Origin of the sequence: Streptomyces venezuelae, assembly GCF_008642335.1 — a bacterium.
Taxonomy (GTDB): domain Bacteria; phylum Actinomycetota; class Actinomycetes; order Streptomycetales; family Streptomycetaceae; genus Streptomyces; species Streptomyces venezuelae_F.
In genome coordinates this window covers 7,248,016-7,272,291 of record NZ_CP029191.1, presented here as the reverse complement: position 1 = coordinate 7,272,291, position 24,276 = coordinate 7,248,016, and the positions used below count along the sequence as shown (strand labels likewise).

The 24,276-nt window shown below is 72.2% G+C and carries 10 protein-coding genes; 8 read left to right on the top strand and 2 right to left on the bottom strand.

Annotation, left to right across the window (positions count from 1 at the left end):
* The first annotated feature begins 6 nt into the window (after positions 1–6).
* The 3 genes from DEJ49_RS32235 to DEJ49_RS32225 all read left to right on the top strand — a co-directional run bounded on the left by DEJ49_RS32235 (position 7) and on the right by DEJ49_RS32225 (position 2,434).
* Complete coding sequence (locus DEJ49_RS32235) at positions 7–933, top strand: cation diffusion facilitator family transporter (protein ID WP_150187374.1); 927 nt, start codon at positions 7–9, stop codon at positions 931–933.
* Between the two features lie 50 nt (positions 934–983).
* Positions 984–1,286 (top strand): hypothetical protein, encoded by a 303-nt coding sequence (locus tag DEJ49_RS32230; protein WP_223833068.1) that lies wholly within the window; start codon positions 984–986, stop codon positions 1,284–1,286.
* Positions 1,287–1,432: 146 nt separating this feature from the next.
* Positions 1,433–2,434 (top strand): esterase/lipase family protein, encoded by a 1,002-nt coding sequence (locus DEJ49_RS32225; RefSeq protein WP_150187372.1) that lies wholly within the window; start codon positions 1,433–1,435, stop codon positions 2,432–2,434.
* Between the two features lie 6 nt (positions 2,435–2,440).
* Here DEJ49_RS32225 and DEJ49_RS32220 read toward each other — a convergent pair whose 3' ends face one another.
* On the bottom strand, positions 2,441–3,814 hold the full coding sequence (locus DEJ49_RS32220) for a phenylacetate--CoA ligase family protein (RefSeq protein WP_150187371.1): 1,374 nt from the start codon (positions 3,812–3,814) through the stop codon (positions 2,441–2,443).
* Positions 3,815–4,546: 732 nt separating this feature from the next.
* Here DEJ49_RS32220 and DEJ49_RS32215 point away from each other — a divergent pair.
* Together DEJ49_RS32215 and DEJ49_RS32210 are read left to right on the top strand one after the other, a co-directional pair.
* Positions 4,547–5,350 (top strand): thioesterase II family protein, encoded by an 804-nt coding sequence (locus DEJ49_RS32215; RefSeq protein WP_150187370.1) that lies wholly within the window; start codon positions 4,547–4,549, stop codon positions 5,348–5,350.
* The gene (locus tag DEJ49_RS32210) at positions 5,347–6,147 is read left to right on the top strand and encodes an AfsR/SARP family transcriptional regulator (RefSeq protein ID WP_150187369.1); all 801 of its coding nucleotides are present in this window, start codon (positions 5,347–5,349) and stop codon (positions 6,145–6,147) included. The genes DEJ49_RS32215 and DEJ49_RS32210 overlap by 4 nt, the downstream gene beginning before the upstream one ends.
* A 58-nt stretch (positions 6,148–6,205) precedes the next feature.
* Here the strand turns inward: DEJ49_RS32210 and DEJ49_RS32205 are convergent, their stop codons facing one another.
* Complete coding sequence (locus DEJ49_RS32205) at positions 6,206–7,456, bottom strand: cytochrome P450 (RefSeq protein WP_150187368.1); 1,251 nt, start codon at positions 7,454–7,456, stop codon at positions 6,206–6,208.
* Between the two features lie 221 nt (positions 7,457–7,677).
* Between DEJ49_RS32205 and DEJ49_RS32200 the strand changes: the two genes are divergently transcribed.
* Genes DEJ49_RS32200 through DEJ49_RS32185 form a run of 3 tightly spaced genes read left to right on the top strand, consistent with a single transcriptional unit; the run spans position 7,678 to position 24,224 of the window.
* Positions 7,678–12,591 carry a type I polyketide synthase gene (locus DEJ49_RS32200; protein ID WP_150187367.1) on the top strand — a complete coding sequence of 1,638 codons (4,914 nt, stop codon included), beginning with the start codon at positions 7,678–7,680 and terminating at the stop codon, positions 12,589–12,591.
* Between the two features lie 60 nt (positions 12,592–12,651).
* Positions 12,652–23,793 carry a type I polyketide synthase gene (locus DEJ49_RS32195; RefSeq protein WP_223833067.1) on the top strand — a complete coding sequence of 3,714 codons (11,142 nt, stop codon included), beginning with the start codon at positions 12,652–12,654 and terminating at the stop codon, positions 23,791–23,793.
* Entirely contained in the window at positions 23,790–24,224 is a 435-nt protein-coding gene (locus DEJ49_RS32185) for a nuclear transport factor 2 family protein (RefSeq protein WP_150187366.1), read from the top strand. The genes DEJ49_RS32195 and DEJ49_RS32185 overlap by 4 nt, the downstream gene beginning before the upstream one ends.
* Positions 24,225–24,276: the final 52 nt, after the last annotated feature.

Sequence of the window (24,276 nt, the reverse complement as noted above, 5' to 3'; positions counted from 1 at the left end):
GCGGGCATGGGGCACGACCACGGTCCGTCCGCCGCGACGGCGGGCGGCACGCTCAGCGGAACGTACCGCAGCCGGCTGCTGTGGACCATCGGCATCAGCGCGTCGATCACCGTCATCCAGGTGGTCGGCGCCCTGCTGTCCGGCAGCCTCGCGCTGCTCGCGGACGCGGCGCACAGCCTGACCGACGCGGTCGGCGTGTCGCTCGCGCTCGGCGCGGTCACCCTCGCCCAGCGGGCGCCGACACCGCGGCGCACGTTCGGCTTCTACCGGGTCGAGATCTTCTCCGCGGTCCTGAACGCGCTCCTCCTCGTCGCCATCTTCGTCTGGGTCCTGTGGTCGGCGATCGGCCGGTTCAGCGAGCCGGTGGAGGTCAAGGGCGGCCTGATGTTCGTGGTCGCGGTGGGCGGGCTCCTCGCGAACCTGGTGGGCCTGTGGCTGCTGCGGGACGCGAAGGACAAGAGCCTCAACCTGCGCGGCGCGTATCTGGAGGTCCTCGGGGACGCGCTCGGCTCGGTCGCGGTGATCGTGGGCGGCCTGATCATCCTGCTCACCGGGTGGCAGGCCGCCGACCCGGTCGCGTCGATCGTCATCGGCCTGCTGATCGTGCCGCGCGCGTACGGGCTGCTGCGGGACTCCGTGCACGTCCTGCTGGAGGCGACCCCGCAGGACGTCGACCTCGACGAGGTGCGGCGGCATCTCCTCGCGGAGCGCGGCGTGGTCGCCGTGCACGACCTGCACGGCTGGACCGTCACCTCCGGGATGCCGGTGCTCACCGCACACGTGGTGGTCACGGACGAGGCGCTGGCGGACGGGTACGGGGAGCTCCTGAGCCGCTTGCAGCGGTGCGTCGGGGGCCACTTCGACGTGGCCCACTCGACGCTGCAGCTGGAGCCGGAGGGTCATGACGAGGAGGGCGGGGCCCTGCACACGTGAGGCCCGGCCCGGTCACCGCTCACTCCCGGAGCGGTGACAAAATGGTGCGCATGACCATGATCGACGGGCTGTCCTCGCGCGCGATGGACGAGATCTCCCGTCTCGAGCGAACCCGGAACTATCTGGAGCCGGGTGATGTCGGCGGGGCCGTGCGGCTGTGGAAGGCGTACGTCCGTCGGCCCGAGCGCGAGCTGTGGCACGACCACGAGTTCGACAACGTGCACTGGTACTGCTGCGGTGACCCCTTCGAGGCCCGCGCTCTCCTCGACGTGCTGATGCAGGCCCTGTCACCGCGCAGCTCCCGTGAGCTCCGGCGGGTCGTCGCGCGGTCCGACGCGGTGTGGGAACGGTGATCCCGAGCGCCCGCGGATCCTCAACTCCTGTCGCCGCAGGGGGCGTTGGGCGGTGTGTGGCTGTTGACGTGGGTGTGGCCGCGCTTCAGGATGGAGGGCTCCCTCTCGGCGCGTGAGGGACCCCCACACCCCCCGCGGAGACCACAGTGCGCTTGTCCTCATGGCTCGGCGGCCTCGCGGCCACCGCGCTCGCCCTCACCGTTCTTCCCGTCTCCGCCGCCCGCGCGGACACCGCCGAGCCCTCGCCGCCCCTGGAGATCCCCGCCGCCCGACTCGCCGAGGCGCTGCACTGCGGGACGGACCTGGGCGACCTGCGCGACGCCAGTGACAAGCCGACCGTCCTCTTCGTACCCGGCACCGGCCTGAAGGGCGAGGAGAACTACGCCTGGAACTACATGGCCGAGCTCGAGAAGAAGGGCTACCGGTCCTGCTGGGTGGACTCCCCCGGGCGCGGGCTCAGGGACATGCAGGAGTCCGTCGAGTACGTGGTGCACGCGACGCGCGTCATCCACGAGGCCACCGGACGCAAGGTCGACCTCGTCGGGCACAGCCAGGGCGGGCTCCTGACGGCCTGGGCGCTGCGGTTCTGGCCGGATCTGCCGGGGCGGGTGGACGACATGGTGACGTTGGGCTCCCCGTTCCAGGGCACCCGGCTCGCCGGCCCGTGCCGCCCGATCGCCGAGGTCGCCGGCTGCCCGGCGTCGGTGCTGCAGTTCGCCCGTGACTCGAACTGGACGAAGGCACTCGCCGCCGACGGCACGCCCATGCCGGCGGGCCCCTCGTACACCACCGTCTATTCGTACGCCGACGAGTCCGTGGTCGCCGACGGGCAACCCCCGTCGCTGCCGGGCGCGCACCGCGTCGGCGTCCAGGACATCTGCCCCGGGCGGCCGTGGCCGACGCACATCGCCATGGTCGTGGACCAGGTCAGCTACGACCTCGTCGCCGACGCGGTCGACCACCCCGGCCCCGCCGACGCCGCCCGCGTCGACCGTGCGCACTGCGCCGAGCCGATCATGCCGCTCAACAGCCAGGGAGCCGTCGACGCTCTTCCCGGGCTGCTGAACTACCCGATCGAGCTGCTGATCCACAGTCGGCCGTGGGTGACGGAGGAGCCCGCTCTGCGCGCGTACGCGCAAGTCTCCTGAGCCTCCTCACGCCGGCAGCGGAATGATCGTCCGGTACTTGCCGCCCGACGCCTGCTTCGGCGGCTCCTCCGCCCGCTCCACGGTGACGTTGTCCAGTTTGTTGTCGGCGAGCAGGTGCGTCAGTCCGTCATGGGCCTTGCGCCACACGTGGTCCGCGTCGGCACCGGGCGCCTTGACCATGCGGACCCGCAGCGTCGCCGGAGCGGTCTGCTCGATCTGGAAGAGCTCCACGCCCGGCATGCGGTCGAACAGGCTGCTGAAGGCGAGAGGGGTCAGCCGGACGTCGTCGCCACGGCCGGACGGGAAGGTGAGGGTGTCACCGGCCCGGCCCTGGACCCGGATCGCCGGGGACGACGTGCCGCACGGGCAGGGGTCGGGGCGGAGCATGACACTGTCGCCGAGGTCGTAGCGGAGGAACGGCTGGACGCGGTTGGCGAGGTTGGAGATCAGGACCGTGTGCGAGAACTCACCGGGCGGCGTGGGCCGGTGGTCCTCGTCGACGGGTTCGAGCACGGCCCAGTCGTCGTTGACGTGGTACCAGCCCTCGGCGCAGCCGTGGCTGAGGTAGGTGCACTCCGTCGCGCTGTACATCGTGCGCACCTTGGCGCCGAAGGCCCGCGCGATGCGGTCGGTGTCGCTGTCGGTCATCGTCTCGCCCGCGGGTTCGACGAGCACCGGGTCGATGTGCAGGCGGCCCGCCTCCTGTTCCGCGGTGAGCAGCATGATCGTGCTCGCGTAGCCGATGACGAAGGCCGGGCGGTATGCGTTGAGCCGGTCGACGAGGCGCGACAGCGGTTCGTGCACGGAGAACGCCCGGAGCAGCTTGCTGCGCCCGCCGCCCTCCTGGGACATGCGGGAGTAGCCGGCGAAGCCGACGTAATGCCCTTCGGTGGCGACGAGTTGGGCGAAGCGGCCGCCGTGGACCACGGCCCGTGCGATGCCGAGCGGGCCGAGCCAGGAGGCGAGCACCCGGGAGGAGACGGCGGAGGACACGTTCATGTACCGGTCGTCGAGCACGAACAGGCCGCGCCTGCCGCTGGTCCCCGAGGTGGTGGCGACCAGGTACCGGCCGAGGAAACGGCGGCCGATCAGCTCGGGGTCGTCCGTGAACGCGCGGACCTTCTCGAAGGTGATGTCCCGGTCCGTCGCCCAGTCGTCGAAGCGGTCCATCAGGTGCTTCTTGTCGGTGACGGGCAGCAGCGTCGGGTCGTCGACCCGCTCGGGCAGCCCGCGGTAGAGCTCGCGGTAGTACGGCGACGCGGAGCGGGCGCAGGCCACCAGGTCCGCCAGCCGGTCGCCCCGGCGCCGCGCGACCTCGGCCGGGCCCTGCTTGCGGGCCTTGCGGATGTCCCGCGTCAGCCATGCCATGCTCTCGCTCATCGTCCTGTGCTCCTTCGGTGGCAGCTCCGGCCCGCGGCCGGCTTGCCGGGGGGCAGCGGGCACCCATGCCACGACCTTCGCGGATGGGTCGCGGAACAGCACACCTTGAACAAGGCATAGTCACCCCAAAAGGTGACCCGCGTGCCCGTACTGATCGTGTGGCCAACTGCCGCCGGTTCACACGGGGCTGGTTCCGGCCATGCGACGGCCGTCACCCGGCCCTGTCCTCACCTGATCAAGACCGATCGTGAAGGTTCGGTGCAGCAAGAAAACAACAAGCCAGAATCGGGGCACCGGTCATTGGACACGGCTGTCCGGCAGAGCAAACCGACTGTTTCCGGTTCGTGTCGAGAAGGGGAAGGAATGGCGCAGGCCGGTGGACGACGGAGTAAGCAAACCAATGGTGCGTAATGATCCCGCAAAAAATGCCGGGGCGGCGATCGAGCCCAGTTCCAGGGGACTTCGACCGGATCCGGAGCGCGGACGCCGCTGACACGCCCCATGGGCGCAGCCTTCACGCACTGCACTAAGCATTCATATTGAAATTTACCTCAAACTTGCTGCCGGTCATTTGATCACGCAAGAATCGCTGCATAAAGCATGGGGAATGTCTGATTCCGCCCTGGTGCCGTTATATCGACGTTGCCCTTTAAACTTTGAGCTGCGCATGATCAGGAGCGGCTGTGCTATGCGGCGACACCGTTGTCAGCGCTCCTGGCGAAGGGATTGATCTTGTCTTTCTCCCCCCCACCCCATCCGTCGGACCCATGGATACGTCGTTTCCGGCCCCGGCCTGAAGCCGACGTCCGCCTGGTCTGCTTCCCCCACGCGGGCGGCTCGGCCTCCTACTTCCACCCCCTCGCGCAGTCCCCCACCCTGCTGCCCGACACCGAGGTCCTCGCGGTGCAGTACCCGGGACGGCAGGACCGGCGCAGGGAGCGGCTCCTGGACAGCGTCCCCGAGATGGCCGACCGGATCACCGAGGCCCTCGCGCCGTTCGACGACCGTCCCCTGGCCTTCTTCGGGCACAGCATGGGAGCGGTGCTCGCCTTCGAGGTCGCGCAGCGGCTGCGGGAGGGCGCCATCGGCGAGCCCCGCGCGCTGTTCGTGTCGGGCCGCCGCGCCCCGTCCCGCTACCAGCGCGGCACCGTGCACCTGCTCGACGACGCCGACCTGGTCGGTGAACTGCGCAGGGCCGGCGGCACGGACCCGCGGTTCCTGGACGACGAGGAGCTGCTCGCGGAGATCATCCCGGTCGTCCGCAACGACTACCGCGCGGCCGAGCTGTACCAGTGGACGCCGACGTCGCCGCTGAGCTGCCCCCTCACCGCCCTGGTCGGCGACCGGGACCCGCAGGCCCCGCTCGACGACGTGGAGGCCTGGCGCCTGCACACCGAAGGACCGTTCGACCTCAAGGTCTTCTCCGGAGGGCACTTCTACCTCAATACGCACCAGCGGGGCGTCGCGGACGTCATCTCCGAGGCCCTCGCCGACAGTGCGCAACGACCCGCGACAGCAAGGGGGAACGCTCGGTGAGGTACGAGATGCTGGGCCCGCTCCGGATCAAGGACGGCGACGACTACGCCACCATCAACGCGCAGAAGGTCGAGATCGTCCTCACGGTCCTCCTCATCCGCGCCGACCGGCTGGTCTCCCTGGAGCAGCTGATGCGGGAGATCTGGGGCGAGGACCTGCCCCGGCGCGCGACCGCCGGGCTACACGTATACATATCGCAGCTCCGCAAGTTCCTGAAGGTGCCCGGCATGGCGGGCAACCCGGTCGAGACGCGCGCGCCGGGTTACGTGCTGCACAAGAACCCCGAGGACCGGATCGACGCGCAGGACTTCCCCGAACTGGTCGACGTGGGAAGGTCGTTGCTCCGGGAGAAGCGCTACGACGACGCGGCGTCCTGTTTCGGGCAGGCGCTCGCCCTGTGGCGCGGCCCGATCCTCGGGCAGGGCGGGAACGGTCCGGCCGCCAGCGGCCCCATCGTCGACGGCTTCTCGACCTGGCTGACCGAGATCCGCCTGGAGTGCCAGGAGATGCTGGTCGAGTGCCAGCTCCAGCTCGGCCGGCACCGGGAGGCCGTGGGCATGCTGTACGCCCTGACGGCCGAGAACCCGATGTGCGAGGCGTTCCACCGCCAGCTCATGCTGGCGCTCTACCGCTCCGAGCGGCAGGCGGACGCGCTGAAGGTGTACCAGTCGGTGCGCAAGACGCTCAACGACGAGTTGGGGCTCGAACCCGGGCGCCCGCTGCAGGACCTGCAGCGGGCCATCCTCTCGGGTGACATGCACCTGATAAGTCCACCGCTCGCGATGTCCGGTCACTGAGGGCGCGGGGCGGCGGTGGGCCCGAAGGGTCGTACGTATGCGGAGGAGACGTACGTACTCAGAAGGCGCACCGCAGGTGCTTGATGCCCTCGATGAAGCTGGAGTCCAGCCTGCGGGGCTGCCCCACGGCACGGATGTGGGGCAGCGCCGCCAGCAACTCCCGGTACAGGACGGTGATCTCCATCCGGGCGAGGTGGGCGCCGAGGCACACGTGCGGGCCCACCGCCCCGAAGGTGACGTGATTGTTCGCGCCGCGCGTGATGTCGAAGCGGTACGGGTCGGGGAAGGTGTCCTCGTCCCGGTTGCCCGACCAGTAGAACAGGAAGATGCGGTCGCCCCTGCGGAACCGGTGGCCGTTCATGTCGCAGTCACGGGTGGCGACGCGCCGCATCCAGTTGATGGGCGTGGAGACCCGCAGGATCTCCTCGACGGCGTCCTTCGCGTACGTGTCGAAGTCCGAGAGCAGGAGCTGCTTCTGCTCGGGGTGCTCGGTCAGCAGCACCAGGGCGTGCGAGATGGCGTTGCGGGTGGTCTCCATCCCGGCGATGACGAGCAGGATGAAGAACGACACGAGTTCCTGGCGGGTCAACTGCTCGCCGTCCGCCTGTACTTGAACGAGCTTGGTGATCAGGTCGCTGCCGGGCGCGGCGAGCCGTTCCTCGCGGAGCCCCGCGATGTAGTCGCCGAGTTCGCGGGATGCCTCGATCACGGCGCGCTCGGAGTCGGCGCGGTCGGGCACGTAGTCCGGGTCGAGCGGGCCCACGATCGTGTTGGACCGGTCGAAGAGGAAGTCGTGGTCCGATTCCGGTATCCCCATCATCTCGCTCAGCACGGCGATGGGCATCTCCGCGGCGACAGGCCTGATGAAGTCGCCCGGTCCGCGCGCGACGAGGTCGGCGATGATGCGCCGCGCGGTGCGCGTCGCCACCGCCTCGAACTCGGGGATCATGTTGCGGCCGAACGAGCGCGACACGATGCGGCGCAGCCGGGAGTGCTCCGGATTGTCCATGTTGATCATCGAGCCGTAGTACTCGTCCAGTTCGGGCGGCAGACCGATGATCGTGGTCGCGCCGTCGGACGAGAAGTCCTGCGGCCTGCGGCTCACCTCCGCGATGTCCGCGTACTTCACCACCGCGTGATACCCGAAGGCGAACGGCACCCCCGGCATGCTCTGCTGGATGAACGCCGGATGCGGCAGCCCGCGCATCTCCTCGAACAGCGCCACGCGTTCCTCGTACGGCCGCGCCCAGAACGACGGGTCGACCAGGTCGGGGAATGTGGCGGCCGGCTTGTTATCCGTGATGGGCACGATGCCTCGCTTCGCGTTGTCCGGACCGACACCGGCACACCCTGGCAGGGCGCCCTTAAGCGTTCCTAAGAACCCCGACGGAGTGTTGGCCGGGGGCCGTGCCCCGCGGTAGGGCTCGCCCTGCGGGAAAGCCGAGTATTAGGAGGGCTTTAGCGTCGTCGACGAGTCTGCGGTCCGGCGGGGGCCCCGCCGATCTCGCGGAGAGGGCGGTTGTCACCGGGATGGCGCACACCGAAGAGAAGCTTCTTGAGTACCTCAAGCGTGTCACCGCGGACCTGCGTCAGACCGAGCGCCGACTACAGGACGTCGAGTCCGCGGGTCACGAGCCGATCGCCGTCATCGGCATGGCGTGCAGACTGCCCGGCGGGGTCCGGTCCCCCGAAGAGTTCTGGGAGCTCATCTCCACGGGCGGCGACGCCGTCGCCCCGCTGCCCGGCAACCGCAACTGGGACCTCGACGCCCTCTACGACCCGGACCCGGAGAGCACCGGCACCAGTTATGTCCGCGAGGGCGGCTTCGTCTACGACGCGGGCGACTTCGACCCCACCTTCTTCGGCATCGGGCCCAGCGAAGCCCTCGCCATGGCACCCCAACAGCGCCTCGCCCTGGAGACGGCCTGGGAGGCCGTCGAGCGCGCCGGCATCGACCCGCTGAGCCTGCGCGCCAGCGCCACCAGCACGTTCATCGGCTGCGACGGACTCGACTACGCCCTGGGCGCCTCCGAGGTGCCCGAGGGCACCGCGGGGTACTTCACCATCGGCAACTCCGGCAGCGTCACCTCGGGCCGCGTCGCCTACACCCTGGGCCTCGAAGGGTCCGCGGTGACGGTCGACACCGCCTGCTCCTCGTCACTGGTCTCCCTCCACCTCGCCGCCCAGGCCCTGCGCACGCAGGAGTGCTCGCTGGCCCTCGCCGGCGGCACGTACGTGATGTCGTCGCCCGCCCCGCTGATCGGCTTCAGTGAACTGCGCGGCCTGGCACCGGACGGCCGGTGCAAACCCTTCTCGGCGGGCAGCGACGGCATGGGCATGGCCGAGGGCACCGGGGTGGTGCTCCTGGAACGCCTCTCCGACGCCCGCCGCAACGGCCACAAGGTTCTCGCGGTCATACGTGGTTCAGCGGTGAACCAGGACGGCGCGAGCAACGGCCTCACCGCGCCCAACGGTCCCTCGCAGGAGCGTGTCATCCGCGCCGCCCTCGCCAACGCCCGCCTCACCGCCGAGGACATCGACGCCGTGGAGGCCCACGGCACGGGCACGACCCTGGGCGACCCCATCGAGGCCGGTGCCCTCATCGCCGCGTACGGGCAGGAACGCCCCGAGGACCGGCCGCTGTGGGTCGGCGCCGTGAAGTCCAACATCGGGCACACGCAGATCGCCGCGGGCGTGGCGGGCGTCATCAAGATGGTCCTGGCCCTCCAGAACGACCTGCTGCCCGCCATCCTCCACGTCGACGCCCCCTCGCCCCACGTGGAGTGGGACGGCAGCGGGCTGCGCCTGCTCACCGAGCCGGTGAAGTGGCCGCGCGGCGAACGCCCGCGCCGGGCTGGGGTGTCTTCGTTCGGCTTCTCCGGGACGAATGCGCATCTGATTCTGGAGGAGGCGCCGGAGGAGGAGGCTGAGGCTGTCGCGCCGGTGCCGGATGGGTCCGTCGTGCCTTGGGTGGTTTCGGGGCGGACGGTCGAGGCGTTGCGGGAGCAGGCTCGCCGGTTGGGTGCGTTCGTGTCGCGGAGTGCTGAGGCGTTGCCGGGTGAGGTCGGCTGGTCGCTGGCCACGACGCGGTCGGTGTTCGAGCATCGGGCGGTGGTGGTGGGCCGGGGGCGGGAGGAGTTGGTGGCCGGGGTTGCGGCGCTGGCTGCTGGTGAGGTGTCGGCGGATGTGGTGGTCGGTTCGGCCGCCTCGGCCGGGGCGGGTCCGGTGTTGGTGTTTCCCGGGCAGGGGTCGCAGTGGGTGGGGATGGGGGCGCGGCTGCTGGAGGAGTCGCCCGTGTTCGCGGCCCGCATCGCCGAGTGCGAGCAGGCGCTGTCCGCGTACGTGGACTGGTCGCTGACCGAGGTGTTGTGCGGGGACGGGAGCGAGCTGGCCCGCGTCGAGGTCGTGCAGCCCGTGCTGTGGGCGATGATGGTCTCGCTCGCCGCCGTGTGGGCCGACCAGGGCATTGTCCCGGCCGCCGTGATCGGGCATTCGCAGGGTGAGATGGCCGCCGCGTGCGTGGCCGGGGCGCTGTCGCTGGAGGACGCGGCACGGATCGTAGCGGTACGCAGTGACGCACTGCGCCAGCTGCAAGGGCACGGCGACATGGCGTCCATCGGCACCAGTGCCGAGCGGACCGTGGAGCTCATCGGCGAGCGGCCCGACGTCTGCGTCGCCGCCGTCAACGGGCCCTCATCGACCGTCATTTCGGGATCCCCGGAACCCGTGGCGGCCGTCGTCGCGGATGCGGAAGCGGCCGGGCTGCGCGCCCGCGTCATCGACGTCGGCTACGCCTCCCACCACCCCCAGATCGACGCACTCCACGACGAGCTCACCGAACGCCTGGCCGACATCCGGCCCACCGCCACCGACGTCGCGTTCTACTCCACCGTCACCGCCGAACGCCTCACCGATACCACCGCGCTGGACACCGACTACTGGGTCACCAACCTCCGCCAGCCCGTCCGCTTCGCCGAGACGGTCCAGGCGCTCCTCGCGGACGGCTACCGCCTGTTCATCGAGGCCAGCCCCCACCCCGTCCTTGCTCTCGGCATGGAAGAGACCATCGAGCAGGCCGACGCGACCGCCACCGTCGTGCCCACCCTGCGCCGCGACCACGGCGACAGTGCCCAGCTGGCCCGCGCCGCCGCCCTCGCCTTCACCGCGGGCGCCGACCTCGACTGGCGCCGCTGGTTCCCCACCGACCCCACCCCCCGCACCATCGACCTGCCCACCTACGCCTTCCAACACCAGCACTACTGGCTCGAACACTCCGCCCGCACCGGAAAGACCCTCGCCGCCGAGCACAGCGCGGCCGAGACACAGTTGTGGCAGGCGGTCGACGAGCTCGACCTCGGGCTGTTGGCGGAGACGTTGCGGTCGGAGGAGGGCAGTGACGAGGCGGTGCGGGCGCTGGAGCCCGCGCTGCCCGTGCTTCAAGGGTGGCGGCGTCGGCACCGGGAGCAGGCGACCATCGACTCCTGGCGCTACCGCGTCACGTGGAAGCACCAGCCCGACACGGACAGCCCTCAACTGGGCGGCGACTGGCTCCTGTTCGTGCCCGACCGCCACGCGGAACATCCCGGCGTACGAGCCACCATCGACGCCCTGACTGAGCACGGCGCCGCCTCCGTCCGGCTGCACCCCGTCGAGACCGGGCAGGTTCGGCGCGAGGAGTTGGCGGCCGTGGACACGTCCGGGCTCGCCGGGATCGTCAACCTGCTGCCCCTGGACGAGACCCCGCACCCCGAGCACGCGGCCGTGCCCGCCGGGCTCGCGGCGACCACCGTGCTGATGCAGGCGCTCGGCGACACCGGCACGACCGTGCCCCTGCACACCGTCACGCAGGGAGCTGTCTCCACGAGCGCCACCGATCCGCTCACCCACCCTCTCCAGGCCCATGTCTGGGGGCTCGGGCGCGTCGCCGCCCTGGAACACCCGCGCTTGTGGGGCGGGCTCGTCGACCTGCCGGAACGTATCGACCACCCCACCCTCGCGCGTCTCGCCGCCGCACTCCTCCCCCAGGACGAGGACCAGACCGCCGTCCGCGCCACCGGAACCCACACCCGGCGGCTCGTCCATGCCCCCGCCACCGCCACAGAGCCGAACCGCGGTGTGGGCTGGCAGCCGGGCGGCACCACTCTCATCACCGGCGGCACCGGCGGAATCGGCGCCGTCCTCGCCCGCTGGCTCGCCCGCGAAGGCGCCCCGCACCTGCTCCTCACCAGCCGCCGCGGCCCCGACGCCCCCGGCGCACAAGAACTCGCCGCCGAGCTCCAAGAGTTGGGCACGCGCGTCACCCTCACCGCCTGCGATGTCAGTGACCCGCGGCAACTGGGCGGCCTCCTCGACCGGACGCCGCCCGAGCACCCCCTGACCGCCGTCATCCACGCGGCGGGCATGACCGACCTGACGTCGATCGCCGATCTGACGACCGCCCGCCTGGACGAAGTGCTCGGGTCGAAGTCCGACGCGGCCTGGCACCTGCACGAGCTGACGCGGGACATGGACCTCACGGCGTTCGTGCTGTTCTCGTCCGGGGCCGGGGTGTGGGGCAGCGGGCAGCAGGGCGCGTACGGCGCCGCCAACCACTTCCTCGACGCGCTGGCCGACCACCGCCGCTCCCAGAGCCTGCCCGCCACCTCCATCGCCTGGGGGCCCTGGGCCGAGGCGGGCATGTCCGCGGACCCCGAGTCACTCTCGTACTTCAAACGCTTCGGTCTGCTCCCCATCGAACCCGACCTGTGCGTCAAGGCGCTGCACCAGGCGGTCGGTGCGGGCGACGCCACCCTGACCGTGGCGAACTTCGACTGGGCGAAGTTCACGCCGACGTTCACCGCGCAGCGGCCGAGCCCGTTCCTCGACGACCTGCCGGAGAACCGGCGCGAGGCCGAGCAGGGCGGTTCCGCGGCCGAGACCAGCGCGTTCCGCGAGGAGCTCGCGAGGACGCCCGCGTCGCAGCGGCACGGGTTCCTCGTCCAGCACGTCAGGACGCACGCGGCCGCCACGCTGGGCCGCACGGTGGAGGACATCCCTGCGGCGAAACCGTTCCAGGAGCTCGGCTTCGACTCGCTGACCGCCGTCCAGCTGCGCAACCAGCTCAACACCACGACGGGGCTCGCCCTGCCCGCCACGGTGATCTTCGACCACCCCACATCCGAGTCCCTCGCCTCGCACCTGCGCGCGCAGCTGGGCGGCGACGGCGAGACCACCGGCGAGAGTGACGTGCTCGCGGCGCTCGACAAGTGGGACGCGGCGTACGGCACGGCGGGCATGGACGAGGCGGCCCGCAGGCGCATCGTCGGACGGCTCCACGTGCTGGTCTCGAAGTGGAGCCCGGCACAGGACGGTCCGGAGGGCGGTGAGTCCGGCCACGCCGACCTGGCGGCGGCGAGCGCCGACGACATCTTCGACCTCATCTCCAGCGAGTTCGGGAAGTCCTGAGCCCGCACACCCGCCCGCAATCCTCCCGATCACCACGTAGCGCCAAGGAGCCTGGGTCAGATGTCGAACGAGGAGAAGCTTCTCGATCACCTCAAGTGGGTCACCGCGGAGCTGCGCGAGGCCCGCCAGAAGCTCCGCGACAAGGAATCGGCCGAGCCGGTCGCCATCGTCGGCATGGCCTGCCGTTTTCCCGGCGGCGCCCGGTCCGCGGAGGACCTGTGGCAGCTCGTGCGCGATGGAGGCGACGCCGTCTCGGGGTTCCCCGACGACCGGGGCTGGGACCTGGAGTCCCTCTACCATCCGGACCCGGAGCACCCGGCGACCAGCTACGTGCGGGACGGCGCCTTCCTCTACGACGCGGGCCGCTTCGACGCCGAGTTCTTCGGCATCAGCCCGCGCGAGGCCGTCGCGATGGACCCGCAGCAGCGGCTGCTCCTGGAGACCGCGTGGGAGGCGGTCGAGCACGCGGGCATCGACCCGCAGGCGTTGCGGGGCAGCGACACGGGTGTCTTCACCGGAGTGAGCGCCCACGACTATCTGACGCTGATCAGCCAGACGGCCAGTGAGGTCGAGGGGTACATCGGCACCGGCAACCTCGGCAGCGTGGTGTCGGGGCGCATCAGCTACACGCTGGGGCTCGAAGGTCCCGCCGTGACGGTCGACACGGCGTGTTCGTCGTCCCTGGTCGCGATCCATTTGGCGAGTCAGGCGCTGCGGCAGGGCGAGTGCTCGCTCGCGCTGGCCGGCGGGTCGACGGTGATGGCCACGCCCGGTTCGTTCACGGAGTTCTCGCGGCAGCGCGGGCTCGCGCCCGACGGCCGCTGCAAGCCGTTCGCGGCGGCCGCCGACGGGACCGGCTGGGGCGAGGGCGCCGGGGTCGTGGCGCTGGAACTGCTCTCCGAGGCCCGCCGCCGCGGCCACAAGGTCCTTGCGGTGGTGCGGGGTTCGGCCATCAACCAGGACGGTACGAGCAATGGCCTCGCCGCGCCCAACGGCCCCTCGCAGGAGCGCGTGATCCGCGCGGCCCTCGCCAACGCGCGGCTCTCCGCCGAGGACATCGACGCCGTGGAGGCCCACGGCACGGGCACCACGCTCGGCGACCCCATCGAGGCCAACGCGCTCCTCGCCACGTACGGGCGGAGCCGGCCGGACGGCAGGCCGCTGTGGCTCGGGTCGATCAAGTCCAACATCGGTCACACGCAGGCCGCCGCCGGTGTCGCCGGTGTGATCAAGATGGTCATGGCCCTGCGCAACGATCTCCTGCCCACATCGCTGCACATCGACGCGCCCTCGCCGCACGTCCAGTGGGAGCAGGGCGGCGTACGGCTGCTCTCCGAGCCCGTCGCATGGCAGTCGGAGCGGACGCGGCGCGCGGGCATCTCGGCGTTCGGCATCTCGGGGACGAACGCGCATCTGATCCTGGAGGAGGCGCCGCGGGAGGAGGCGCAGTCGGCCGGGGAGGAGGCCACCGGGGTACCGCCGGGCTCGGTGGTGCCGTGGGTCGTCTCCGGGCGGACCTCCGACGCGCTGCGCGAGCAGGCCCGTCGGCTCGCCGAGTTCGCGGCGGGCGACACGGGTGCGCGGTCGACGGAGATCGGCTGGTCGCTGGCCACGAGCCGCGCGGTCCTCGAGCACCGGGCCGTGGTGACCGGGCAGGACTCCGCCCAGGCAATCGCTGCCCTGGGAGCGCTGGCCGCGGGCGAGACGACCGCGGATGTCGTGTCCGGGGTCGCGGGTGACATGGGGCCAGGTCCGGTCCTCGTGTTTCCGGGACAGGGGTCGCAGTGGGTGGGGATGGGGGCGCGGCTGCTGGAGGAGTCGCCCGTGTTCGCGGCCCGCATCGCCGAGTGCGAGCAGGCCTTGTCCGCGTATGTGGACTGGTCGTTGCGTGAGGTGTTGTGCGGGGACGGGAGCGAGCTGGCCCGCGTCGAGGTCGTGCAGCCGGTGCTGTGGGCGATGATGGTCTCGCTCGCCGCGGTGTGGGCGGACTGCGGGATCACACCGGCGGCTGTGATCGGGCATTCGCAGGGTGAGATGGCCGCCGCGTGCGTGGCGGGCGCGCTGTCGCTGGAGGACACGGCACGGATCGTAGCCGTACGCAGTGACGCACTGCGCCAGCTGCAAGGGCACGGGGACATGGCGTCCATCGGCACCAGTGCCGAGCGGACCGTGGAGCTCATCGGCGAGCGGCCCGACGTCTGCGTCGCCGCCGTCAACGGGCCCTCATCGACCGTCATTTCGGGATCTCCGGAACCGGTGGCGGCCGTCGTCGCGGATGCGGAAAGCCACGGTCTGCGCGCCCGGGTCATCGACGTCGGCTACGCCTCCCACCACCCCCAGATCGACGCACTCCACGACGAGCTCACCGAACGCCTGGCCGACATCCGGCCCGTTCCGACCGACGTCGCGTTCTACTCCACCGTCACCGCCGAACGCCTCGACGACACCACCGCCCTCGACACCGACTACTGGGTCACCAACCTCCGCCAACCCGTCCGCTTCGCCGACACCATCACCGCCCTGCTCGCCGACGGCTACCGCCTGTTCATCGAGGCCAGCCCCCACCCCGTCCTCAACCTCGGCATCCAGGAGACCATCGAGCAGGCCGGGGTCACGGCCACCACCGTTCCCACCCTGCGCCGCGACCACGGCGGCCGCACCCAGCTCACGCACGCCGCCGCGCAGGCGTTCGCCGTGGGTGCCGAGGTCGACTGGCGGCGCTGGTTCCCGGCCGACCCCGCCCCTCGTACCGTCGACCTGCCCACGTACGCCTTCCAGCGCAAGCAGTACTGGGTGGAGCCGCCCGCCGCGGTGACGTCGGGAGGCGGCGGGCACGATCCGGTCGAGGCCCGGGTGTGGCAGGCGATCGAGGATCTGGACATCGACGCGCTCGCGAGCAGCCTGGAGATCGAGGGGCAGGCGGAGACCGTCGGGGCGCTGGAGCCCGCGCTGCCCGTCCTGTCGGCCTGGCGGCGTCGGCACCGGGAGCAGTCCACGGTCGACTCCTGGCGCTACCACGTCACGTGGAAACATCTGCCCGACGCTGCGGCACCGGAGCTCGGCGGCACCTGGCTGCTGCTCGTGCCCGCCGCGCATGCCGCCCACTCCGCTGTCCTGGCGACCGCGCAGACGCTGACCGCGCACGGCGGTGAGGTGCGGCGCCATGTGCTCGACGCGCGCGCCGTCGAACGTGCCGGGCTGGCGCAGGAGTTGCGGTCGCTGATGGGCGACGAGCCGCACGCGGGCCTCGTCAATCTGCTGGCCCTCGACGAGGAGCCGCACCCCGAGTTCCCCGCCGTGCCCGCGGGTCTCGCCGCGACGACGGCACTCGTCCAGGCCCTCGGCGACAACGGCACCGACGTCGTCGTCCGCACCCTCACGCAGGGCGCCGTCTCCACCGGCGCCACCGACGCCCTCACCCGCCCCGTGCAGGCGCAGGTGTGGGGTCTCGGGCGCGTCGCCGCGCTGGAGTATCCGCGGCTGTGGGGCGGACTCGTCGACCTGCCCGCCCGTATCGACCACCAGTCTCTGAACCGCCTCGCCTCAGCCCTCGCCCCGGGCCCCGCCGCGCAGGACGAGGACCAGGTCGCGATACGCCCCTCCGGCGTCCATGCCCGTCGGCTCGCCCACGCGCCCGCCACCACCCCGAACGGCGGTGTGAGCTGGCAGCCGCGTGGCACCACCCTCATCACCGGCGGCACCGGCGGAATCGGCGCCGTCCTCGCCCGCTGGCTCGCCCGCGAAGGCGCCCCGCACCTGCTCCTCACCAGCCGCCGCGGCCCCGACGCCCCCGGCGCGCAGGAACTCGCCGCCGAGCTCCGCGAACTCGGCACCGCCGTCACCCTCACCGCCTGCGATGTCGGTGACCGCGAGCAGGTGCGCCGCCTCGTCGACGGCGTTCCCGGCGAGCACCCGCTCACCGCCGTCGTGCACGCCGCCGGTGTCCCGAACTACATCGGCCTCGACGAGGTGACGGGCGCGGCGCTGGACGAGGTGCTGCGGCCCAAGGCTCTCGCCGCGCTCCATCTGCACGAGCTGACGAGGGAGTTGGAGCTCTCCGCGTTCGTGATGTTCTCCTCCGGTGCCGGGGTGTGGGGCAGTGGTCAGCAGGGCGCGTACGGCGCCGCCAACCACTTCCTCGACGCGCTGGCCGACCACCGCCGCTCCCAGGGCCTGCCCGCCACCTCCATCGCCTGGGGGCCCTGGGCCGAGGCCGGGATGGCCGCCGATCAGGCGGCGCTGACGTTCTTCAGCCGCTTCGGTCTGCACCCGCTCAGCCCCGACCTGTGCGTGAAGGCGCTGCACCAGGCGCTCGACGCGGGCGAGACGACGCTGACGGTGGCGAACTTCGACTGGGCGCAGTTCACGTCGACGTTCACCGCGCAGCGGCCCAGTCCGCTCCTCGCCGACCTGCCCGAGAACCGCCGCGCGAGCACACCCGTGGCACAGGAAGACGCGTCGGAGGCGTCGTCGCTGCACCAGGAGCTGACCGAGGCGAAGCCCGCGCAGCAGCGGCAGTTGCTGCTGCAGCACGTGCGCGCGCAGGCGGCGGCCACGCTCGGGCACTCGGACGTCGACGCCGTGCCCGCGACCAAGCCGTTCCAGGAGCTGGGGTTCGACTCGCTGACCGCGGTGGAGCTGCGCAACCGCCTGAACAAGAGCACCGGCCTGACCCTGCCGACCACGGTCGTCTTCGACCACCCCACGCCCGACGCGCTCACCGACGTCCTCCAGTCCGAGCTGTCGGGCGACACGGCGTCCGCGGAGGCGGCGCACGCGACCGCCGCGGCCGCCGACGACGAGCCGATCGCCATCGTCGGCATGGCCTGCCGCTACCCGGGCGACGTCCGCTCCCCCGAGGAACTGTGGGACCTCGTCACGGCCGGCAGGGACGCCATGAGCGACTTCCCCGACGACCGGGGCTGGGACCTGGAGACGCTGTACGACCCGGACCCGGAGAGCCGCGGCACCAGCTACGTCCGCGAGGGCGGCTTCCTCTACGACGCGGGCGACTTCGACGCCGGTTTCTTCGGCATCAGCCCGCGCGAGGCCGTCGCGATGGACCCGCAACAACGGCTGCTCCTGGAGACCGCCTGGGAGGCGATCGAACGCGCCGGGCTCGACCGTGAGGCCCTGAAGGGCAGCAACGCCGGGGTGTACACGGGCCTGACCATCTTCGACTACCTGGCGCTCGTCGGTGAACGCCCCACCGAGGTGGAGGGCTACATCGGCACCGGCAACCTCGGCTGCGTCGCCTCCGGCCGCGTGTCGTACGTACTCGGCCTCGAAGGCCCCGCGATGACCATCGACACCGGGTGCTCGTCGTCGCTGGTGGCGATCCACCAGGCGGCGCACGCGCTGCGCCAGGGCGAGTGCTCGCTCGCCCTTGCGGGCGGCGCGACGGTGATGGCGACGCCCGGCGCCTTCGTCGAGTTCTCGCTGCAGCGCGGGCTCGCCAAGGACGGGCGGTGCAAGCCGTTCGCGTCCGCGGCCGACGGCACCGGCTGGGCCGAGGGCGTCGGCCTGGTCGTCCTCGAACGCCTCTCGGAGGCCCGCCGCAACGGCCACAAGGTCCTCGCGGTGATCCGCGGCTCGGCCATCAACCAGGACGGTACGAGCAACGGGCTCACGGCACCCAACGGGCAGGCGCAGCAGCGGGTCATCCGCCAGGCCCTCGCCAACGCCCGGCTCTCCGCCGAGGACGTCGACGCGGTGGAGGCGCACGGCACGGGCACGATGCTGGGCGACCCCATCGAGGCGAGCGCCTTGGTGGCCACCTACGGCAAGGAGCGGCCGGAGGACCGGCCGCTGTGGCTCGGTTCGATCAAGTCGAACATCGGGCACGCGCAGGCGTCGGCCGGTGTCGCCGGTGTGATCAAGATGGTGATGGCGCTGCGGAACGAGCAGCTGCCCACCTCGCTGCACATCGACGCGCCCACACCGCACGTGGACTGGGACGGCAGCGGAGTCCGGCTCCTGTCCGAGCCGGTCGCCTGGCCGCGCGGCGAACGCCCGCGCCGCGCCGGAGTCTCCGCGTTCGGCATCTCGGGCACGAACGCCCACCTCATCCTCGAACAGGCCCCGGACGCGCCGGACGACGCGCCCGCCTCCTCCGACATGTCCGACGCACCGGCAGGAGTGGTGCCGTGGGTGGTGTCGGCGCGCGGCGAGGAGGCGCTGCGGGCACAGGCGGAGCTGCTGGCCGAGCGCGCGACGGCCGACCCGCGGCTCGCCTCACCCCTGGACGTGGGCTGGTCGCTGGTCAAGAGCCGCTCGGTGTTCGAGAACCGTGCCGTGGTCGTGGGCCGCGACCGCGACGCGCTCCTCGCCGGACTGCGCTCCCTGGCAGCGGGCGAACCCTCGCCGGACGTCGTGGAGGGCGCCGTACAGGGTGCTTCCGGGGCGGGCCCGGTGTTGGTGTTTCCGGGGCAGGGGTCGCAGTGGGTGGGGATGGGGGCTCGACTGCTGGACGAGTCACCCGTTTTCGCGGCGCGTATTGCCGAGTGCGAGCAGGCGCTGTCCGCGTACGTCGATTGGTCGTTGTGTGAGGTGTTGCGCGGGGACGGGAGTGAACTGTCCCGCGTCGAGGTCGTGCAGCCGGTGCTGTGGGCGGTGATGGTGTCGCTGGCTGCGGTCTGGGCCGACCAGGGGGTCATTCCGGCTGCGGTGATCGGGCATTCGCAGGGTGAGATGGCTGCCGCGTGTGTGGCAGGTGCGCTGTCGTTGGAGGATGCGGCGCGGATCGTAGCCGTACGCAGCGACGCGCTGCGGCAGCTGCAGGGGCGCGGCGACATGGCGTCCGTCGGCGCGGGTGCCGAGCAGGTTGCCGAGCTGATCGGCGAGCGGCCGGGCGTGAGCATCGCCGCCGTCAACGGCTCCTCCTCCACGGTCATTTCGGGCTCGCCCGAGCATGTGGCGGCCGTGGTCGCCGAGGCGGAAGGCCACGGGCTGCGGGCTCGGGTCATCGACGTCGGCTACGCCTCCCACCACCCCCAGATCGACGCACTCCACGACGAGCTGACCGAACGCCTGGCCGACATCCGGCCGGTCTCGACGGACGTGGCGTTCTACTCGACCGTCACGGCTGAACGTCTCCAGGACACGGCCGCGCTGGACACCGACTACTGGGTCACCAACCTCCGCCAGCCCGTCCGCTTCGCCGAGACGGTCGAGGCGCTTCTGGCGGATGGCTATCGGCTGTTCATCGAGGCCAGCGCCCACCCCGTCCTCGCTCTCGGCATGGAGGAGACCATCGAGCAGGCCGACGTGCCCGCCACCGTCGTCCCCACCCTCCGGCGCGACCACGGCGACACCGTCCAGCTCACCCGCGCCGCCGCGCAGGCCTTCGCGGCGGGTGCCGACGTCGACTGGACGGGGTGGTTCCCCGCGGTTCCGCTGCCGCGGGTGGTGGATCTGCCGACGTACGCCTTCCAGCGGGAGCGGTTCTGGCTGGAGGGGCGCCGGGGGCTCGCCGGGGATCCGGCGGGGCTCGGGCTCGCCTCGGCGGGGCACCCGCTGCTCGGGGCCGCCGTGGAGCTCGCGGACGGCAGCAGTCATCTGCTGACCGGGCGGATCTCGCCGCGTGACCAGGCGTGGCTCGCCGAGCACCGGGTCATGAACACGGTGCTGCTGCCGGGCTCCGCCTTCGTGGAGCTCGCGCTGCAGGCCGCGGTGCGCGCCGGCTGCGAGGAGCTGGCGGAGCTGACGCTGCACACGCCGCTCGCCTTCGGGGACGAGGGGGCGGGCGCGGTGGATCTGCAGGTGGCCGTCGGTGCCGTGGCGGAGGACGGGCGGCGTCCCGTGTCCGTCCACTCGCGGCCCACGGGTGAGGGCGAGAACGCCGTCTGGACCCGGCACGCCGCCGGCACCGTGGCTCCCGCCGGGCCCGTCGTCGTGGACGGTTCACCGGGCGGTGCCTGGCCGCCGCCCGGGGCCACCCCCGTGGGCGGGCAGGATCCGTACGGGGAACTCGCTTCGTACGGCTACGACTTCGGGCCGGGATCGCAGGGCCTCGTGACCGCGTGGCGGCTCGGCGACGATCTCTTCGCCGAGGTGGCGCTGCCCGAGGCGGAGAGCGGCGGTGCCGACCGCTACCAGGTCCACCCGGTGCTGCTCGACGCCACTCTGCACGCGCTGATCCTGGACGCGGTCACCTCGTCCGCCGACACCGACCAGGTGTTGCTGCCGTTCTCCTGGAGCGGGTTGCGGGTGCACGCGCCGGGTGCGGACGGTCTGCGGGTACGCATCGCACGCACCGCGCCGGACCAACTGGCCCTGACAGCCGTGGACGACGCCGGGGCGCCGGTCCTGACGCTGGAGTCGCTCACGGTGCGGCCGGTGGCCGCCCATCAGATCGCCGGTGCGCGTACGGCCGACCGGGACGCGCTGTTCCGGCTGGTGTGGAGGGAGGCGGCCGCGCGGGCGGAGGAGGGCGGCGGGGCCGTGCGTCCCGCTGTCGTCCCTCCCGCCGTCGTCGCGCCTGCCGTCGTCGCGCCTGCCGGGGAGCCGCTGGGTGCCGCGCTCGGCGACGCGCTGTCCGGTGCTCCCATGCGGGAGTCGTTCGCCGCGCTGCGTGAGGGTGTGACGGGCGGGGCCGAGGCGCCCGATGTCGTGCTCGCCGTGTGCGCCACGCCTGGTGCGGGTGGCGCGCGTGGCGTGGAGGAGGATGCGGCCGGGTACGCGCGGCTCGCCGCCGTGACCCTGCTGTCGCTGCTCAAGGAGTGGGTCGACGATCCCGCGTTCGCCGCGAGCCGCCTCGTCGTCGTCACACGGGGTGCCGTCGCGGCACGGCCGGGCGAGGCGGTCGGTGATCTGCCGGGTGCGTCGCTGTGGGGTCTGGTGCGCAGCGCGCAGGCCGAGAACCCGGGGCGCATCACGCTGTTGGACGTGGACGCGTCGCAGGGCTCGCTGGCTGCTCTGCCCGGTGTAGTCGGCCTGACGGAGCCCGAGTTGGCGTTGCGGGACGGGCGGGCGTTCGTGCCTCGGCTCGTGCGTGACGACGCCTCCGCCCGGCTCGCACCGCCGGTCGGGGCGCCCACGTGGCGGCTCTCCGCGGGCGCTCTGGTCGATGCTCCGGAGGCCCGGCGGGCGCTGGAACCGCACGAGGTGCGGGTCGCGGTGAGGGCCGCCGCGCCCGACGCGGGACCGCTGGGGGCAGGTCGGGTCGTCGGTGCCGGTGTCGTGGAGGAGGTCGGTGACGCGGCCGGTCGGGTGGCCGTGGGCGACCGGGTGGTGGGGCTGTTCGACGCGGTGGGGCCGGTGGGCGTCACCGATGCGGCGCTGCTCATGACGGCTCCACGCGGCTGGAGTTGGACTCAGGCGGCCGGATCGTTCGGCGCCTATGTGGCGGCGTACCACGTACTGGCGGATGTCGTCGTGTCGAGCGGCGGGCACAGTCTGGCCGTCGCCGACGGAACCGGCGCCGTGGGGCGGGCGGTGCGGCGGCTCGCGCCGCACCTGCGCGTGGACGTCTTGGACGGTGCGGCCGACTTGGCCCTTGGTCGCGACGGGGCGTTGGTCGTCCATCGGGCGGGTTCCCCGGACGAGGGCCAGCTCGTCGCGCCGCCCGAGTCCGGCCGCGTACGCGAAATACTCGCCGGGCTCGCGGAGTTGGCGCGACCCGTCGACCCGGCGGAGGACGTCGACGCGCGTGACGGCGACGGCCCTCTCGTCCCGCTCGACGTCACCGCCTGGGACGTCCGGCAAGCCCCCGCAGCCGTGGCCGCCCCGCCCACCCCGGGCACGACCGTGTACACCCTGCCCGTCGCCTTCGACCCGGACGGTACCGTGCTCGTCACCGGCGGAACCGGCGCCCTCGGCGCCCTGACCGCCCGCCACCTGGTGGCACGCCACGGAGCCAGGCATCTGCTCCTGTCGAGCAGGCGTGGCGCCGACGCGCCGGGCGCCCTCGAACTGGCCGCGGACCTCTCCGCGCTCGGCGCGCACATCACGTTCGCGGCCTGCGACCCCGGTGAACGGGACGCGGCCGTCGCGCTCCTGGAGTCGGTGCCCGCGGAACACCCGCTGACGGCCGTCTTCCACTGCGCGGGCACCGTGAGCGACGCGGTGGTGCAGAACCTCACGGCCGGACAGGTCGAGGAGGTGATGCGGGTGAAGGCCGACGCGGCGTGGAACCTGCACGAGCTGACGCGGGACGCCGACCTGTCCGCGTTCGTCCTGTACTCGTCGGTCGCCGGGCTCCTCGGCGGCCCTGGCCAGGGCAGCTACACCGCCGCCAACGCGTTCCTGGACGCGCTGGCCCGGCACCGGCAGGACGGCGGCGCGGCGGCGACGTCCCTGGCCTGGGGCTACTGGGATCTGGACAGCGGGATGTCGGGGCGGCTCACCGACGCCGACCGGGCACGTCACGCCCGCGCCGGTGTGGTCGGGCTCGGCGCCGACGAAGGGCTCGCGCTGCTCGACACGGCCTGGGCCGGCGGTCTGCCGCTGTACGCGCCGGTCCGCCTCGACCTCGCCCGGATGCGCCGGGAGGCGGAGACCCGCCCCGCGCCCGCGCTCCTCCAGGACCTGGTGCGCGGCGCCGGAAGCAGGAGCGGCGGCGGGTCCACCGTGTCGGCGGGCGCGGCCGCGCTGCGCAAGTCGCTCGGCGCGATGTCCGACGCGGAACGGGAGGAAGCGCTGCTCGACCTGGTGTGCACGCACATCGCGGCCGTCCTGGGATACGACGCGGCGACGCCCGTCAACGCGACGCAGGGGCTGCGGGAGCTCGGCTTCGACTCGCTGACGGCGGTGGAGCTGCGCAACAGGCTCTCGACGGCGACGGGACTGAAGCTGCCCGCCACGTTCGTCTTCGACCACCCGAACCCGGCGGAGCTCGCCGCGCATCTGCGGCAGGAGCTGGCGCCGCGTGCGGCGGATCCGCTCGCCGACGTCCTCGTGGAGTTCGAGCGTCTGGAGAACTCGCTCCTTTCGGTCTCCGCGAAGGACGGCACCGCCAGGGCCGAGCTCGCCGGGCGGCTGCGCGCCACACTCGCGCGACTCGACGTACCGCGGGAGACGGCCGACGAGGTGTCCACGGCGGCGGCCGAGGGTGCGGCCGCGGCGGCCCGGATCCAGGACGCGTCGGCCGACGAGATCTTCGCGTTCATCGACCGGGACCTCGGCAGGGGCAACGGCAACAGCGAAGGCAATGGGCAGAGCGACGGACAGGGCAGCGGACAGCCAGTGGAGGGACAGCGATGAACGAGTTCGCCCGCAAGAAGCGTGCCCTGGAGCACAGCCGGCGGATCAACGCCGGCGACCTGGACGCGCTCGTCGAGCTGTACGCGCCCGACGCCGTGGTCGAGGACCCGGTCGGGCTTCCGCCCCTCACCGGGCACGACGCGCTGCGCGCGCACTACGGGCTGCTCCTCTCCGCGCACCTGCGCGAGGAGGCGGCCGAGCCCGTCGCCGGTCAGGACGCCACACACGCGCTGATCCAGATCACCTCCGTCATGGACTACCTGCCCCTGGGCCCGCGGTACGCGGAGCGCGGCTGGCTCAAGGCGCCCGACGCCCCGGAGACGGCGCGCATCCGGCGCACGGCGATGCTCGTGATCCGCATGGACGCGGCCGGCCTCGTCCGACACCTGAAGTCGTACTGGGGCACGTCCGATCTCGCAGTCCTCGACTGAGCCGCGGGACCGCGACGACTCGCACCAGGCCCGCTCACCCTTCCTGGAGGTG

Coding starts and splice junctions, on each gene's coding strand:
- DEJ49_RS32235 (WP_150187374.1), top strand. CDS start 7: ATGGGGCACGACCACGGTCCGTCCGCCGCGACGGCGGGCGGCACGCTC.
- DEJ49_RS32230 (WP_223833068.1), top strand. CDS start 984: ATGACCATGATCGACGGGCTGTCCTCGCGCGCGATGGACGAGATCTCC.
- DEJ49_RS32220 (WP_150187371.1), bottom strand. CDS start 3,814: ATGAGCGAGAGCATGGCATGGCTGACGCGGGACATCCGCAAGGCCCGC.
- DEJ49_RS32200 (WP_150187367.1), top strand. CDS start 7,678: ATGGCGCACACCGAAGAGAAGCTTCTTGAGTACCTCAAGCGTGTCACC.
- DEJ49_RS32195 (WP_223833067.1), top strand. CDS start 12,652: ATGTCGAACGAGGAGAAGCTTCTCGATCACCTCAAGTGGGTCACCGCG.
- DEJ49_RS32185 (WP_150187366.1), top strand. CDS start 23,790: ATGAACGAGTTCGCCCGCAAGAAGCGTGCCCTGGAGCACAGCCGGCGG.